The organism is Leifsonia sp. Y862, from assembly GCF_057669585.1.
In genome coordinates this window covers 526,093-542,139 of the sequence record NZ_JBYHFR010000002.1, presented here as the reverse complement: position 1 = coordinate 542,139, position 16,047 = coordinate 526,093, and the positions used below count along the sequence as shown (strand labels likewise).

Genomic DNA, 16,047 nt, shown 5'->3' with positions numbered 1-16,047 from the left:
CTTGATCAGCAGACTGACCATAGCGATTTCGTGATCGCGTGAGACTTCCTGAATCAACGGAGAGAGTGGGCGATCGGCTGTGTCAAGCCAGTTGACCGGTGGAACATCTGATGAAACAACGTCAGGTGAATTCGGAGCAAATGAATGGCTCGTTGACGAGATGTACGAACGGTACCTCGTCGACAAGAACTCGGTAGACCAGTCATGGTGGCCGACTCTTGAGAGCTACCATCAGAGCGCAACGGGGGTTCCCACAGCGGATGCTGCCGCAGCGCCGCCCCCTCAGGGCGACACTGCTGCGTCCCCTGAGCCCGCGGCTCCTGCCGCTGCTCCTGCTGCCGCTGCAGCTCCTGCTGCACCCGCGACGGCTCCCATCGCCGTGATCGGTGCGCAGCCGACGGCGCGTACCACCTCGGTTGCTCCGAAGCCGGAGCCCGTCCCCGCCGACGCGCCTGTCACGAGTCCGCAGTCGGTCATCCCGGCTGACGACGCCGAAGTGAAGCAGGACGTCACCACTCCCCTCCGCGGCATGGCGAAGTCGCTTGCCGCAAACATGGCGGTCAGCCTCACCGTTCCGACGGCGACCAGCGTGCGCACGATCCCGGCAAAGCTGCTGATCGACAACCGCATCGTCATCAACAACCACATGCAGCGCGCACGTGGTGGCAAGGTGTCGTTCACCCACCTCATCGGCTGGGCGCTGATTCGCGCTCTCAAGATGTTCCCGAGCCAGAACGTGTACTACGACGAGGTCGATGGCAAGCCGTCCGTCATCGCACCGGCACACGTCGGCCTTGGCATCGCCATCGACATCCCGAAGCCGGACGGCAGCCGCGCGCTGCTCGTTCCAGCCATCAAGCGCGCAGACACGATGAGCTTCGGTGAGTACCTCACCGCATATGAAGACATCGTCGCCCGCGCCCGCAAGAACAAGCTCACCGCAGACGATTTCTCCGGCGCATCCGTCTCGCTCACCAACCCGGGTGGCATCGGAACGGTTCACTCCGTTCCGCGCCTCATGAAGGGCCAGGGCTGCATCATCGGCGCCGGCGCCCTCGACTACCCGGCAGAGTTCCAGGGCGCGAGCATCAAGACGCTCACGAACCTCGCTATCTCGAAGACCATCACGCTCACCAGCACCTACGACCACAGGGTCATCCAGGGCGCAGGGTCCGGCGAGTTCCTGAAGATCGTGCACGAGCTGCTGATCGGCAAGCACAACTTCTACGAAGACATCTTCGCTGCGATCCGCATCCCGTACGACCCGATCCACTGGGCACCGGACATCAGCGTCGACCTGGCCGCCGCCATCGACAAGACGGCCCGCGTGCAGGAACTCATCAACGCCTACCGCGTTCGTGGCCACCTGATGGCAGACATCGACCCGTTGGAGTACGCGCAGCGCACGCACCCCGACCTCGAGATCTCCACGCACGGCCTGACCTTCTGGGACCTCGACCGTGAGTTCATCACTGGTGGGTTCGGTGAAGTTCGCCAGATGCAGCTGCGCGACATCCTCGGTGTGCTGCGCGACACGTACTGCCGCACCATCGGCATCGAGTACATGCACATCCAGGATCCAGCCCAGCGCAAGTGGATGCAGGAACGCATCGAGAAGAAGTACGTCAAGCCCACCCACGATGAGCAGATGCGCATCCTGGGCAAGCTCAACGAGGCAGAGGCGTTCGAAACCTTCCTGCAGACCAAGTACGTCGGCCAGAAGCGCTTCAGCCTCGAAGGTGGCGAGTCGACCATCGCATTGCTCGACGCAATCCTTCAGGGCGCAGCAGAGACCGGTCTCGACGGAGTCGTCATCGGCATGGCCCACCGTGGCCGCCTGAACGTGCTCACCAACATCGCGGGCAAGACTTACGGTCAGATCTTCCGTGAGTTCGAAGGCACCCAGGACCCCCGCAGCGTGCAGGGTTCCGGTGACGTCAAGTACCACCTCGGCACAGAGGGTTCCTTCCGCGGCGCCAACGGCGAAGAGATCCAGGTCTCCATCGCAGCGAACCCGTCACACCTCGAAGCCGCTGACGGCGTCGTCGAGGGCATCGTGCGCGCCAAGCAGGACCGCAAGCCCATCGGTACGTACAGCACCCTGCCGCTCCTCGTCCACGGTGACGCGGCGATGGCAGGCCAGGGCGTTGTTGTTGAGACCATGCAGATGTCCCAGCTGCGCGGCTACCGCGTCGGCGGCACCATCCACATCGTCATCAACAACCAGGTCGGCTTCACCACGCCTGCTGGCGAGGCTCGCACGTCGATTTACTCAACGGATGTCGCCAAGACGATCCAGGCACCGGTGTTCCACGTGAACGGCGATGACCCAGAGGCTGTCGTGCGCGTTGCGGAACTCGCCTTCGCCTACCGTCAGGAATTCAAGCGCGACGTCGTCATCGACCTCGTCTGCTACCGCAGGCGCGGCCACAACGAGGGCGACGACCCCTCGATGACGCAGCCGCTCATGTACAACCTCATCGAAGCCAAGCGCTCCGTACGAAAGCTGTACACCGAAGCGCTTGTCGGCCGTGGCGATATCACCCAGGAAGAATACGAAGCCGCACACCACGACTTCCAGGACCGCCTGGAGCGCGCGTTCATGGAGACGCACGCCGCCCAGACCGGCTCAATGAGCATCGTCGGCGGCGGCATCGGCGCCAACGGCGACCACGTTGCGGACGCCGTCGGCGAGCCGGAGACGACCGGAGTGCAAGAGGCCGTCATCCAGCTCATCGGTGACGCGTTCAACAACAAGCCCGCTGGCTTCACGGTGCACACCAAGCTGCAGCAGCTGTTGCAGAAGCGCCTCGACATGAGCCGCAACGGCAACATCGACTGGAGTTTCGGCGAGTTGCTGGCGCTCGGCTCTGTGCTGCTCGAGGGCACCCCGGTGCGTTTCGCCGGGCAGGATGCCCGCCGCGGCACGTTCGTACAGCGCCACGCGGTGTTGCACGACCGGGTCAACGGTCAGGAATGGCTGCCGCTGTCCAACCTCAGCGACAACCAGGCCCGCTTCTGGATCTACGACACGCTGCTCAGCGAATATGCGGCCATGGGCTTCGAGTATGGCTATTCGGTTGAGCGGGCAGATGCGCTCGTGCTCTGGGAAGCCCAGTTCGGCGACTTCGCCAACGGCGCCCAGACGATCATCGACGAGTTCATCTCATCCGCAGAGCAGAAGTGGGGACAGCGGTCATCCGTCGTCCTGCTGCTGCCGCACGGCTACGAGGGTCAGGGCCCCGACCACTCCTCAGCCCGCATCGAGCGTTTCCTGCAGATGTGTGCAGAGAACAACATGACAGTGGCTCGCCCGTCGACACCTGCGTCGTACTTCCACCTGCTGCGCCGTCAGGCGTACCAGCGTCCGCGGCGTCCGCTCGTCGTCTTCACGCCGAAGGCGATGCTGCGACTGCGCGGTGCGACGAGTGCCGTGTCCGACTTCACCAATGGCAAGTTCGAGCCGATCATCGATGATGCCCGCATCACTGACAAGGCCGCTGTCAAGCGTGTGCTGTTCATGTCCGGCAAGCTCTACTACGACCTGGCCAATGAACTGGACAAGAACCCGAACCCGGCCATCGCGCTGGTGCGCATGGAGCAGTTCTACCCGCTCCCCGCCACCGAGTTGAAGGCCGTGGCCGACACGTACCCGAACGCCGAACTCGCCTGGGTGCAGGACGAGCCGGAGAACCAGGGTGCCTGGCCGTTCTTCTACGTGGAGACCAACAAGCTTGGCCCGCGTAGCGTTCGTGTCTTCTCCCGTCCGGCCTCGGCCTCACCGGCCGCCGGATCGGCGAAGCGCCACGCCATCGAACAGGCAGAGCTCATCAGCAGGGCACTCACGCTCGACTGAGACCGGCTCGACTGAGTCCGGCTCGACTGGGTCCGGCTCGACTGGGTCACGCTTCACGAAGGGGTCGCACCATTTGGTGCGGCCCCTTCGTCGTTGCCCCATGCTTTCTCTGGTGCTCCGGACCAGACTGGCGACGTGGACTATGCACTTCTCGGACTTGCCGCCATCCTGATCATCGTTGCCGTCTCGACGTTTGCATCCAGGTTGGGCGTCGCTGCGCCCCTTGTGCTGGTTGTCGTCGGAATCGCGTGCAGCTTCATTCCCGGCGTGCCGACTCCGCAGTTTCCGCCGGAACTCATCCTCGCCCTGGTGCTGCCGCCCATCCTCTACGCGTCGGCGGTCAATGTTCCCCTGGTTGATTTTCGGCGCAACCTGAAGGCGATAACGAGCCTGTCCGTGGTGCTGGTGATCGTGTCGGCGCTCGTGAGTGGATTCCTGCTCTACACGCTGCTGCCTGACCTCAGCCTTGCCGCCGGGATTGCCCTCGGCGCGGTAATCAGCCCACCGGATGCCGTGGCCGCAACTGCCATAGCAAAGAGACTCGGTCTCCCCCCACGTCTGGTCACGATTCTGGAGGGTGAGGGTCTCGTCAATGACGCATCCGCTCTGGTGTTGCTGCGCTCCGCCATCGCCGCGACAGCAGGCGCGGTCTCAGCCTGGCAGGTTGCGGGTGACTTCCTCTATGCGGTCGCTGCGGCGATCGCCGTCGGCATCATCATCGGCTACGTGACGGTCTGGGTGCGTTCAAAGCTCGGCAGCCCGGTGCTGAACACCACGATCTCCTTTGCCGTGCCGTTCCTGGCCTACATTCCAGCTGAGGAGCTCAATGGCTCCGGCGTGCTCGCCGTGGTCGTGGCCGGTCTCATCACCGGTCACCGCAGTGCCAGTTACTTCAGCGCGCAGGATCGCATCACTGAGCGCATCAATTGGCGCACCATCCAGTTCATCCTGGAGAACGGCGTCTTCCTGCTGATGGGCTTCGAGCTGCGAGGACTCATCATCCAGGCCAGGGGCCAAGAGCTTGGAGTCAGGCAAGCTGTGGCGCTTGGCATTCTCATCACCGTGGTGCTGATTCTGGTGAGGGTGGCATTCGTGGCGCCATTGATCGTCGTTCTGCGGCGGGATCAACGACGCGCCGCCGCACAAGGTCCCTATGTGGCGCATGCGATTGATCGGCTCGAGGCGAGTCCGGTGCGCGATGAAAAGTCCGCGCAAAAGAAGAGCAAGTTGAGACGCTTTTTGAACAGGAAACAGGCTGACCTGGATTCGCTGGCCAAGGAGGGTCTCGGCTGGCGGGGCGGGGCGGTACTTGCGTGGTCTGGCATGCGCGGTGTGGTCACGCTGGCTGCCGCCCAGTCGCTCCCGCTCACGATTCCGTACCGACCGCAGCTCATCCTCATCGCGTTCACGGTGGCCGTCGTCACGCTGCTTGCCCAGGGCGGCACGCTGCCATGGCTGATCAAGAAGCTCGGCATCGTCGGCACGGACGAGGACACGGAACGCGCCGAATTCGCATCACTCGTTCAGGAGATCGGCGAGGTCGGTTCAGCGATGCTCGACAATCCGGAGCTCGCCCAGGACAACGGCGAACCGTTCGACCCCGGCGTCGTGGAGCGTGTGCGTGCCGACAGCCTGAGGATCCGGGATGCCGTCACCGAGACCAGGGAAGAGGGGCGTATCGGCCCGCATGCGCAACAGCGCGCACTACGCCTGCGCGTGCTCGACGAGGAGCGTGCCGCGCTTCTGGAGGCCAGGACGGTGGGCTGGTACAGCTCGCGCGTACTGGATCGTGCGCAGCAGTTGCTGGATCTCGAGGAGTCCCGGCTGCAGCATCTCGAAGACAACGACACCGAGCACTGAGCACTGAGCACTGAGCACTGAGCACCGAGCACTCCGCCCCCTGAGCCCTGGCCCTCTGTGCCTCGGTGCCCGGCCCCTGTGCCCCCGGCACCTACAGCCGAGCGACGAGCGCCCGTGCCGAGTGCATAACTCCTGCAGATTCGGCGAGATGAGCTGGAACTGGCGCTTCACCGCGAGATCCGGGCAGAGTGCAGGAGTTATGCACAAAGTGGTCTCGACGCCCGCTGTCAGGTTGGCGCGCAAACCGCCCGGCGCGCGAGAGTCGCGAGCCGGGCGGATGTGCGCCAGGGTTCTGCTGCGGAGGGTTAGCGGCGGGCCAGCTTCGACGGCCACCAGATCTTCGGTCCGATGTCGTAGGCCAGAGCTGGCACCAGCAGCGATCTAACCAGGAAGGTGTCGAGCAGCACACCGAAGGCCACGATGAACGCGATCTGGGCGAGGAACAGGATCGGCAGCACACCAAGCGCTGCGAACGTCGCCGCGAGCACGACACCGGCAGAGGTGATCACACCACCGGTCGCCACGAGCCCCCGCAGGATTCCCTCACGGGTGCCGTGGATGATGGACTCTTCTCGCACTCGACTCATCAGGAAGATGTTGTAGTCAATTCCGAGGGCCACTAGGAACACGAACCCGAACAGCGGAACGACGGGGTCTGCGCCGGGGAAGCCCAGCACGCCGTTGAACACCCACGCCGAGACACCGAGAGCTGCGGCGAACGACAGCACGACGGTTGCGATGAGCAGGATTGGGGCCAGAATCGACCGCAGCAGCAGCATGAGGATCAGCAGGATGACGCCGAGGATGATCGGGATGATCAGGTTGCGGTCGTGGATCGACGTGTCGTTGGTGTCAATGGCGATGGCGGTCGTGCCGCCGACCAGGATGCTGTCGTCAACGGCCGAGAGGTCGGTGCGCAATTCCCTCACCGTGTCTTCAGCGGCAACAGAGTCGCCGGCATCCGTCAGTGTGGCCTGAATCATCACCGTGCCGTCGACAACCGTGGGCTCGGCAACCGGGGTGCCAGGGCGCCCAACGGCCTGCAAACCGTCGGTTGTGATGGGCGTTGTGCCGCTCACCGAGTCCTGGGCGATCACCGCGACAGAGTCGACGCCGTCGTTGGCGAGCAGGACGTCCGCCATCTCCTGCAGCTCGCCCTCAGGACCGATGACGATCGCCGGGGTGCCGGATCCGCCGGGGAAGTGCTCGCCGAGTGCCGCCTGGCCATCGCGGGCTTCAGACGTGCCGAGCACGAAGTCGCTCTGAGACACGCCGTCAGCCTTGAACTGGAATGCACCGATGGCCAACACGGCGAGCAGCACGGTGGAGGCGATCCAGATCAGGCGTGCGCGCTTGGAGATGAGGCGAGCCAGCTTCGGCCAGACACCACGCGCTCCTTCGCCGGTGAGGTCTGGGTGCACTGAACCGAACTTCGGGCGGACCGGCCAGAAGGCTGTGCGTCCAGCCCAGAGCAGCAGGGCCGGCAACAGGGTCAGGGCGGCAACGATCGCGAACGCGATGCCGATCGCAGCTACAGGGCCGAGCGACTTGTTCGAGTTCAGGTCGCTGAAGAGCAGGCAGAGGAGCGCGACGATGACGGTGCCGCCCGATGCCACGATCGGCTCGAATGCGCCACGCAGCGCCACCCAGGTCGCGTCCCACTTGCGTTCGTTGTCGCGCAGGGCTTCCCTGAACCGTGACACGTACAGCAGCGAGTAGTCGGTCGCAGCACCGATGACGAGAATGAACAGGATGCCCTGGGTCTGGCCGGTGAGCGTCAGAACTTCCGCACGCGCCAGCGACACCACGACGAGAACGGATGCGCAGAGCGCGGCAAGACTGGTGCCGAGCACGATCAGCGGCAGCAGCGGTGAGCGGTACACGATGATCAGGATGATGAAGACGGCGATCAGCGCGGTGAGCAACAGGATGCCGTCGATGCCGGCGAATGCACCGGTGAGGTCGGCGATCAGACCGGCGGGGCCGGTGATGAACGTGGTCACCCCTTCAATGGGGTTGGCCTCAAGGTAGTCCCTGATCTCGGCGACCGTCTCCGCCGGTTTGACGTCTTCCGTCGCCAGCGGCAAGAAGACCTCTGCCGCCTCGCCGTCTTCTGAGACGATTGCCGGCGACACCGAATCGGTGACGACGCCGTCCATGGTGGAGAGGGTCGTGACCGTCTCGTCTATGGCCGCGATATCGGCATCCGTCAGTCCACCGTCACGCTGGAAGAGCAGGATGCCTGGCAGTGTGTCGCTGCCACGGAACTCTGACTCAAGCGCCTGCACCTGCGTTGCGTCGGCGCTGGCCGGCAGTTGGGTGGCTGCGTCGTTGGTCGACACTTCGCTGATCTTGCCGAACGAGGCGCCGCCCGCCCCGAACATCACGAACCAGACCACGATCAGGACTGTCGGAATCAGGACGCGCAGCCAGGTCGGTACCCGGGAGGCTTGGGGGGTGCGGGGCGTAGTCATCACGTCATCCAGACTATCGCTAACCTGGTTAGGTGTACGTCAAACGAAAGTTTGATTCTTCCGATATGTGATGATCAGCCCGCGACAGCCAGCGGGTGACCATCAGCGCCAGAGAACCAGGAGCGGCCGACCGTCGAGGGTCAGTGCGTCGAGGGCCAGTGCGTCAAAGGTCAGTGCGTCGACTGAACGGCGCGCAACTTCTGCAGAACCAGGTCGCGCAGGTCTTCTGGCGCGGTCTCCTTGCAGGCGCGCTGCATCACCTCGGTGAGCGTGACGCCCACGTGGTGTTCGCTGCTGCAATCGGGGCACGTTTCGAGGTGCTCGCGAATATCAGCAGCGTCCTCTTTGCACAACTCATTGTGCAAGTACTCTTCGAGTTCGGCTTTCGCTTTCTCGCATCCGCAATCGGTCATGATCAGTTGCTCCCAGAGTTCTTCTGGCCGGCTGACTGGCCACCGCCGAGCCCGCGCTCAGCTGCATAGCCTGCCAACATCTCGCGAAGAAGGCGCCTGCCACGGTGCAGACGGCTCATCACGGTGCCAATCGGTGTTTTCATTATTTCGGCGATCTCCTGATAGGAGAAGCCTTCGACATCAGCGAAATAGACAGCAAGCCGGAAATCCTCGGGAATAGCCTGCAGTGCATCTTTCACCGCGCTGTCTGGCAGGTGATCGATGGCCTCGGCCTCAGCCGACCGGCTGGAGGTGGCTGTCGTCGACTCTGCGCCGCCCAGCTGCCAGTCCTCAAGGTCATCAATCGTGCCCTGGTACGGTTCACGCTGTTTCTTGCGATACGTGTTGATGAAGGTATTTGTCAGGATGCGATAGAGCCACGCTTTGAGGTTCGTGCCCTGCTGGAACTGCGCGAAAGCGGCAAACGCCTTCACGAAGGTTTCTTGCACCAAGTCTTGCGCGTCAGACGGATTGCGCGTCATACGCATGGCTGCAGCGTAAAGCTGGTCAATGAACGGCATCGCCTGTTCTTCGAACAGATCGCGCACGTCAGGAGTTTCTGAAGTCATCAACGGCAATCCTAGGCCGTCTACGGCACCCATGACTGGCCGCTCCAAGACTGCTGAGCTTGTCAAGCGAACCTCCCTCTTCTTCACATCACCGACTATTCTGATAACCGATGCTGATCTCGAGATATTCCAAGCCTGAATTCAATCCGTACGGTGATTCCGCTCCAGACGAGCGGGCCGTGCTGTGGCAGGCGCCCGTTTCTACCGCGCCGCTGGACGCCGTTCTCGCGCTCCCCGGATCAAAATCCCTGACCAACCGCGAACTCGCGCTGTCGGCACTCGCCGACTCCCCGTCGCTGCTTCGCTCGCCGTTGCACTCGCGGGACAGCGACCTGATGGTCGCGGCTCTTCGCCAACTCGGCACCACCATCGAGAAGGTGCCTGGCGACAGCCAGTACGGCGACGACCTGCTCGTCACCCCCGGAGAGTTGTTGGGCTCCACCACCATCGACTGCGGCCTCGCAGGAACGGTGATGCGGTTCCTGCCGCCGATCGCCGCACTTGCCCTCGGCCCGACGACGTTCGACGGCGATGAGGGTGCCCGCCGCCGCCCCATGGCGACGACCATCACCTCCCTTCGCGCGCTCGGCGCCGACATCAACGATGACGGCCGCCTTGCGCTGCCCTTCACGGTGCACGGCACCGGATCCGTCGCCGGCGGCGAGATCACCATCGACGCCTCAACGTCGAGCCAGTTCGTCTCCGGCCTGCTGCTTGCCGCGGCACGCTTCGACGACGGCTTGCACCTCCGCCACAACGGCGAACGCCTGCCGAGCATGCCCCACATTGAGATGACGATCGACACGCTGGCCGCTCGCGGCGTCGTCGTCGAGACGCCAGCCGTCGGCGAGTGGATCGTGCGCCCAGGCGCCATCGCCGGCCGCGAGGTCGACATTGAACCAGACCTCTCGAACGCCGCACCGTTCCTGGCTGCCGCACTCGTTGCGGGCGGCAGCGTCACCATCTCGGGCTGGCCCGATACGACGACCCAGGTCGGCGCCGGACTCATCGACCTGCTCCCGCTGTTCGGTGCCACGGTCACGCGCGACGGCGACCGGGTCACGGTGACGGCGGGTGAGAGCATCCGCGGTGTTGAACTCGACCTGTCGACCAGCGGAGAGCTCGTACCGAACCTCGTCGCACTCGCGGCGCTGGCCGACTCCCCGAGCACCATCACGGGGATTGGCCACATCCGCCACCACGAAACCGACCGCCTCGCTGCCCTTGTGGCCGAGATCAACGGCCTCGGCGGCGCAGTGACAGAGCTCGAAGACGGCCTGCACATCGAGCCCCGTCCGCTGCACGGCGGTACCTGGCGCAGCTACGACGACCACCGGATGGCGACAACGGGCGCGATCATCGGGCTCGCTGTTCCCGGCGTGGATATCGAGAACATCGGCACAACCTCGAAGACGCTCCCCCAGTTCCCCGAATTGTGGCATTCACTCTTTGCGGGAGTTGCGCTCTAGATGTTGGTTCAGTCCTGATGTCCTGGTGGTCGAACGATGACGACGACGACGAGCCGGAGTACGACGAATCGAGCGTGCGAGTTCGCCCCAATCGCAAGGGCAACAAGCCACGCACGAAGACTCGCCCAGATCACGAAGATGCGCTGACCGGACGCATCATCGCCGTTGACCGTGGTCGCTACACGGTCATGCTCGACGAGAACACGCCTGACGAACGCCAGGTCACCGCAGCGCGCGCCAGCGAACTCCGCAAGCACGCGGTCGTCACGGGCGACCGCGTCGACATCGTCGGCGACACCACGGGAGCCGAGGGCAGCCTGTCCCGCATCGTGCGCATCGTGCCGCGGAAGACGCTGCTGCGTCGGAGCGCCGATGACACGGATGCCGTGGAGCGCGTCATCGTCGCCAACGCCGACCAGATGCTCATCGTGGTGGCAGCGGCGAATCCTGAGCCGCGCATCCGTCTCGTTGATCGCTATCTCGTTGCCGCGTTCGATGCTGGGATTACACCGATCCTCTGCATCACGAAGACCGACCTGGCCGACCCGGCAGAGTTCCTGAGCAACTTCGCCGGGCTCGACCTCAGGGTCTTCACGAGCCGCGAAGACGAGCTTCCCGTCGAGGAGATCTCACGCGCGCTCATCGGGCATGACACGGTCTTCGTCGGACACTCAGGCGTCGGCAAGTCGACGCTCGTCAACGCGCTCGTGCCTGCAGCCAAGCGAGCTGTCGGCGTGGTGAACACCGTCACGGGTCGTGGCCGTCACACGTCGTCATCGACGGTGTCGCTGCGGCTGGAGACGCCGGAGGGACGCGGCTGGGTGATCGATACGCCAGGCGTTCGCTCGTTCGGGCTCGGTCACATTAACACCGACAACATCCTCAAGGCGTTCACCGACCTGGCGGCCATTGCGGAGAAGTGCCCGCGCGGCTGCACGCACCTGCCCGATGCGCCGGACTGCGCCATCAACGAGGCCGTAGCTGCCGGCGAACTCGGCGAGACAGGTGCGGTGCGCCTCGACTCGTTGCAGCGCCTGCTGCTGACCTTCGCCAAGACCCCGTCGACGCACTGAGCGTGCAGTCTCGGCTGGGCCCTGCCCGAATTGCATAACTCCTGCAGAATCATCCGTTCCTCGCACCCAGCCCCGGAAATTCGGGCAATTACCCGCGGGCGACACCACGTTGCAGGAGTTATGCACGGGCACACCCCATGCCCGCAGCGACCCGCCAGGTCCGTGTCTCGCAGGACTACACACGACACCGCTCGGGTAGCGTTGAGGCATGACGGATTCCACACGCCTCTCGGCAGGCGACCCTGCACCGCAGTTCACGCTCACTGACCAGGACGGCGCAGAGGTTTCGCTCGCCGACTTCGCCGGCCAGAAGGTTGTCGTGTACTTCTACCCGGCCGCCATGACGCCCGGCTGCACCACGCAGGCCTGCGACTTCCGCGACAACCTCTCGTCGCTGAAGGCTGCCGGATACCAGGTGCTCGGCATCTCGAAGGATGCCCCCGCCAAGCTCAAGAATTTCCAGGAGCGCGACGGCGTGAACTTCCCGCTGCTCAGCGACGAAGACCTCGCCGTGCACAACGCCTACGGCGCCTGGGGCGAGAAGAACCTCTACGGCAAGCTCGTCACCGGCGTGCTGCGCTCGACGTTCGTGATCGACGAGACCGGCACCATCCAGCTCGCCCTCTACAACGTGAAGGCGACCGGCCACGTGGCCAGCCTGCGCAAGAAGCTCGGCATCGACAGCTAGCTCGCAGCACATGTGTGTAATTCACTCGCAAGAAATCGACCTAACCGACGAGTTTTAGGTCGATTTCTTGCGAGCGGATGCCGTCAGCCCAGCAGATAGGCGGGTTGTGCGGGAGGGTTGGCTCGCTGGATTTCGAGACACTCGCTGGCGCTCGTTACTCACTCAACGAGGCAGGCGCGGCACCGCCGCCAGCAGTCGCTTCGTGTAGTCCTCACGCGGGGCACCGAGCACCTGCGCGGTCTCGCCCTGCTCGACGACGCGCCCGTTCTGCAGCACGATCGTCTGGGCGCACAGCGATGCGACGACGCCCAGGTCGTGCGACACCATCAGCACCGTCAGGTTGCGCTTCTGGCCGAGTTCGACGAGCAGGTCCATGATCTGGATGCGCGTCGTCACGTCGAGTGCGCTCAGCGGCTCGTCCGCCAGGATCAGCCGAGGGCCAGGCACGATGGCCCTCGCGATAGCAATGCGCTGGCGCTGCCCGCCGGAGAATTCGTGTGGGTAGCGGCTGGCGGCATCCGCTGGCAGACCAACAGACTCGAGCGCCTCTGCGACCAGCGCATCCGCTGCGGCACCCCGCGCGATCCCGAGCGAGGTCAACGGCTCAGAGACGATGCGGCCCACCCGCTGCCGGGGGTCGAGCGACGAGTACGGGTCCTGGAAGACCGTCTGCACACTGCGGCGGAATTGGCGCATCTGGGCGCGGTCAGTGGGTACCAGCGGCGCTCCGTCGAACAGCACCTGGCCGCTCGACGGCGACGCGAGGCCGAGCAACAGCCGCACGAGAGTGGTCTTGCCGGCGCCAGACTCCCCCACGAGCCCAACGCTGGTTCCGGCCTCAACTGCGAATGACACTCCGGTCAGCGCATCTGCACCGCCGCGGTAGGCAAAACCCGCGCCCCGAAGCTCCAGGATGGCCGTCATGAGGTCTCCAGTGCCGCGTCGAGGATTCGTGCGCTCCGCACGAGTTCTGCCGTGTACGGATGCTGTGGCGCCGTCAGGATGGTGGCCAGCGGCCCCGACTCCACGGCTTCACCGTTCTGCAGCACGATCACGCGGTCGGTCATCCGCGCCACAACGGCCAGGTCGTGGCTGATGAACAGCAGCGACATGCCGCGCTCTGCGATCACCCGGTCGAGCAGGTCGAGCACGTCGGCCTGCACCGTTACGTCGAGGGCCGTCGTCGGTTCGTCTGCGATCAAGAGTTCTGGGCGGCAGGCCAGCGCCATGGCGATGGCCACGCGCTGCCGCTGGCCGCCGGAGACCTCGAACGGGTATGAGCGGGCGATGCGCTCCGGGTCTGGCAGGCTCACCTCAGCGAAGGCGGCGAGCACGGCCTCGTTCAGCGCCGCGCCACGCAATCCCTGGTGCCTGCGCAGCGGTTCTGCCAGCTGCTTGCCGAGGCGCATCAGCGGATCGAGGGAGCTGAGCGGCTCCTGGAAGACGATCGCGGCACGGCTCCCGCGGATGGGCATCAGCGTGCGCTCGCTCGCGCCGATCACGTGCGTGCCGGCCAGCGTCACGCTGCCCGTCGCATGCAGGCCGGGCGCCAGCAGGCCGGTGATGGCCAGCGAAGTCAGCGACTTGCCCGAGCCGGATTCGCCAATCAGGCCAAGGCGTGCGCCCCTGTTCAGCTCAAACGAGAGCGATCGAACCAACGTGCGGCCGTCATCCGTTGCAACTGACAGACCATGCACGCTCAGCACGGCGGCCTGGTCAGGCGTGGTGGTGGTGTTCACCGGCGTCATCGTGACTTCCTCCTGATCGGATCTGCAACGTCCCGCAGGCCATCGGCCACCAGGTTGACGCCGATCACGAGTGCGACGAGGGCAAGCCCGGGAGCGATGGCACCGATCGGCGCTGTCGCCACCGTGCTCTGCGCCTCCTGCAGCATCCGTCCCCATGACGCGTTGGGCGGCGGCGCCCCGAGCCCCAGGTACGACAGGCTGGCCTCTGCCAGCACGGCGATGCCGAACTGCAGTGCCAGGTTGACCGACAGCGTCGGCCAGATATTGGGCATCACGTGTGCGCGGATGATCGCGAGCCAGCCGGTACCCGACGTGCGGGCGGCAGTGATGTACTGCTCTGCGAGCACGCGTTTGGCCAGCACCCTGGTCAGCCGGGCGACGATCGCCGACATCGCGAGGCCGATGGCGAGCACCGCCGACCAGAGCGACGCCCCCTGCGCGGCCACGATCAGCATCGCGAGCAGCAGGGTGGGGAACGCGATCAGAATATCGAGCAGCGCCGACAACGTGTCATCGAGCCAGCTCGTCGCGAAGGCGGCAAGCAGGCCGAGCAGAATCCCGATCACGGCGGCAATGGCAACGGATGCCGCCCCAACGATGAGCGCGATCCTCGCGCCGATCATCAGCTGGGTCATCAGGTCGCGGCCGAGCTTGTCTGTGCCGAGCCAGTGTTCTGCGCTCGGCCCTTCGAGCCGGGTGCCAGAGGTGTCCGCCGGCGGATACGGCAGCCAGACGAGGGAGACGAGCGCCATCAGCACGATGATGCCAACGAGCACCAGGCCGATGGTCAGTGTCACAGAGCGCGAGGTACGGCGGCGCACGAGGGCCGAGGCGGCACCCGTCGGGGCCTCGGGTGACGCCTCTATGGGCGTGACAGCACTCATCAGCGGTTCACCGCCACGCTCGTGCGGAGGCGCGGGTCGACCAGGCGCTGGATGATGTCGGTGACGAAGCCGATCAGCAGCACGGCGACCGTGCTGACGAGCAGGATGCCCTGGATATTCGGGTAGTCATGCTGGGCGATGGCCTTCAGCAGCATGCTGCCAAGACCAGGCAAGGTGAAGACACTTTCAATGACGACGGCGCCGAGGAAGGTGGTGGCCAGTTCGATGCCCAGGATCGAGATGACGGGCACGGAGCCGTTCCGCAGCCCGTGGCGCCACATTGCGCTCCGAAACGGCGAACCGAGCGCCCGAGCATTCCGGATGTAGTCGCTGCCGAGCACATCGAGCGTGGCGGAGCGCACGTAGCGCGAGATGGAGGCGGTCATCACGATGGTGATGGTGATCACCGGCAGCGCGAGCGAGTGCAGCGCGTCGGCGGGGTCTGCCCAGTCGTCACGCGGGAACCCGCCGGACGGGAACAGGCGCAGGTTCACCGAGAACACGCTCACCAGCAGGATGCCGACCCAGAACGCCGGAACGGCAACGCCCAGTTGTGAGATGGCGGAGAGGGCTGACCCGTACCAGGTGCGTGCCTTCCATGCCGCGATGAAGCCGACGAAGAGTGACAGCACCAGGGCGAGGCTGAAGGAGATGAGCGTCAGCGGAATCGTCACAGCCAGCCGCGACATGATCTCGGGGCCGACGGGCAGCGATGAGACGAACGAATTGCCGAGGTTCAGCGTGACGATCTCGCCGAACCAGGTGGTGAACTGCTGCCAGAGCGGCAGGTTCGACCCGACCTGCTCCTGCGCGGCGGCGATTTGCTCAGGGGTGGCATTCACCGAGAGCAGCGCGTTCGCGGGGTCGCCTGGCAGCAGTCGCAGCAGCACAAAGAGTACGACCATGGCGAGCACCAGCGAGAGCACCAGGAAGGCGAAGCGGCGCAGCAGATAAGTGGTCATTACAGTTTCAGG

The 16,047-nt window shown here is 64.8% G+C and carries 12 protein-coding genes; 5 read left to right on the top strand and 7 right to left on the bottom strand.

Annotated elements, in window-relative coordinates:
* The first annotated feature begins 79 nt into the window (after window positions 1-79).
* Window positions 80-3,856 carry a multifunctional oxoglutarate decarboxylase/oxoglutarate dehydrogenase thiamine pyrophosphate-binding subunit/dihydrolipoyllysine-residue succinyltransferase subunit gene (locus tag AC25Z0_RS12560; RefSeq protein ID WP_488133419.1) on the top strand — a complete coding sequence of 1,259 codons (3,777 nt, stop codon included), beginning with the start codon at window positions 80-82 and terminating at the stop codon, window positions 3,854-3,856.
* A gap of 135 nt (window positions 3,857-3,991) precedes the next feature.
* Entirely contained in the window at window positions 3,992-5,716 is a 1,725-nt protein-coding gene (locus AC25Z0_RS12555; RefSeq protein ID WP_488133418.1) for a cation:proton antiporter, read from the top strand.
* A 305-nt stretch (window positions 5,717-6,021) separates the two neighbouring features.
* On the opposite strand, the gene AC25Z0_RS12550 is transcribed toward AC25Z0_RS12555, so the two are convergent.
* From AC25Z0_RS12550 to AC25Z0_RS12540, 3 genes are all read right to left on the bottom strand, one after another.
* On the bottom strand, window positions 6,022-8,190 hold the full coding sequence (locus AC25Z0_RS12550; RefSeq protein WP_488133637.1) for an MMPL family transporter: 2,169 nt from the start codon (window positions 8,188-8,190) through the stop codon (window positions 6,022-6,024).
* A gap of 170 nt (window positions 8,191-8,360) precedes the next feature.
* Window positions 8,361-8,603, bottom strand: coding sequence for a zf-HC2 domain-containing protein (locus AC25Z0_RS12545; RefSeq protein WP_488119992.1), 243 nt, complete (start codon window positions 8,601-8,603; stop codon window positions 8,361-8,363).
* A 2-nt stretch (window positions 8,604-8,605) separates the two neighbouring features.
* Window positions 8,606-9,244 carry a sigma-70 family RNA polymerase sigma factor gene (locus tag AC25Z0_RS12540; RefSeq protein ID WP_488119991.1) on the bottom strand — a complete coding sequence of 213 codons (639 nt, stop codon included), beginning with the start codon at window positions 9,242-9,244 and terminating at the stop codon, window positions 8,606-8,608.
* A gap of 77 nt (window positions 9,245-9,321) precedes the next feature.
* On the opposite strand from AC25Z0_RS12540, the gene aroA reads away from it, so the two are divergent.
* The 3 genes from aroA to bcp all read left to right on the top strand — a co-directional run bounded on the left by aroA (window position 9,322) and on the right by bcp (window position 12,441).
* On the top strand, window positions 9,322-10,680 hold the full coding sequence (aroA, locus tag AC25Z0_RS12535) for a 3-phosphoshikimate 1-carboxyvinyltransferase (RefSeq protein WP_488133417.1): 1,359 nt from the start codon (window positions 9,322-9,324) through the stop codon (window positions 10,678-10,680).
* Window positions 10,681-10,697: 17 nt separating this feature from the next.
* Entirely contained in the window at window positions 10,698-11,753 is a 1,056-nt protein-coding gene (rsgA, locus tag AC25Z0_RS12530; protein ID WP_488119989.1) for a ribosome small subunit-dependent GTPase A, read from the top strand.
* A 208-nt stretch (window positions 11,754-11,961) separates the two neighbouring features.
* Window positions 11,962-12,441 carry a thioredoxin-dependent thiol peroxidase gene (gene bcp / locus AC25Z0_RS12525; protein ID WP_488133416.1) on the top strand — a complete coding sequence of 160 codons (480 nt, stop codon included), beginning with the start codon at window positions 11,962-11,964 and terminating at the stop codon, window positions 12,439-12,441.
* Window positions 12,442-12,603: 162 nt separating this feature from the next.
* Here bcp and AC25Z0_RS12520 read toward each other — a convergent pair whose 3' ends face one another.
* Genes AC25Z0_RS12520 through AC25Z0_RS12505 form a run of 4 tightly spaced genes read right to left on the bottom strand, consistent with a single transcriptional unit; the run spans window position 12,604 to window position 16,035 of the window.
* The gene (locus tag AC25Z0_RS12520; protein WP_488119987.1) at window positions 12,604-13,365 is read right to left on the bottom strand and encodes an ABC transporter ATP-binding protein; all 762 of its coding nucleotides are present in this window, start codon (window positions 13,363-13,365) and stop codon (window positions 12,604-12,606) included.
* Window positions 13,362-14,189 (bottom strand): ATP-binding cassette domain-containing protein, encoded by an 828-nt coding sequence (locus AC25Z0_RS12515; RefSeq protein ID WP_488133415.1) that lies wholly within the window; start codon window positions 14,187-14,189, stop codon window positions 13,362-13,364. Before AC25Z0_RS12515 ends, AC25Z0_RS12520 begins: the two co-directional genes overlap by 4 nt.
* Window positions 14,186-15,073: an ABC transporter permease gene (locus AC25Z0_RS12510; RefSeq protein WP_488133414.1), complete on the bottom strand. Its 888-nt coding sequence runs from the start codon at window positions 15,071-15,073 to the stop codon at window positions 14,186-14,188. The genes AC25Z0_RS12515 and AC25Z0_RS12510 overlap by 4 nt, the downstream gene beginning before the upstream one ends.
* Window positions 15,073-16,035: an ABC transporter permease gene (locus AC25Z0_RS12505; protein ID WP_488119984.1), complete on the bottom strand. Its 963-nt coding sequence runs from the start codon at window positions 16,033-16,035 to the stop codon at window positions 15,073-15,075. Before AC25Z0_RS12505 ends, AC25Z0_RS12510 begins: the two co-directional genes overlap by 1 nt.
* Between the last annotated feature and the right edge of the window lie 12 nt (window positions 16,036-16,047).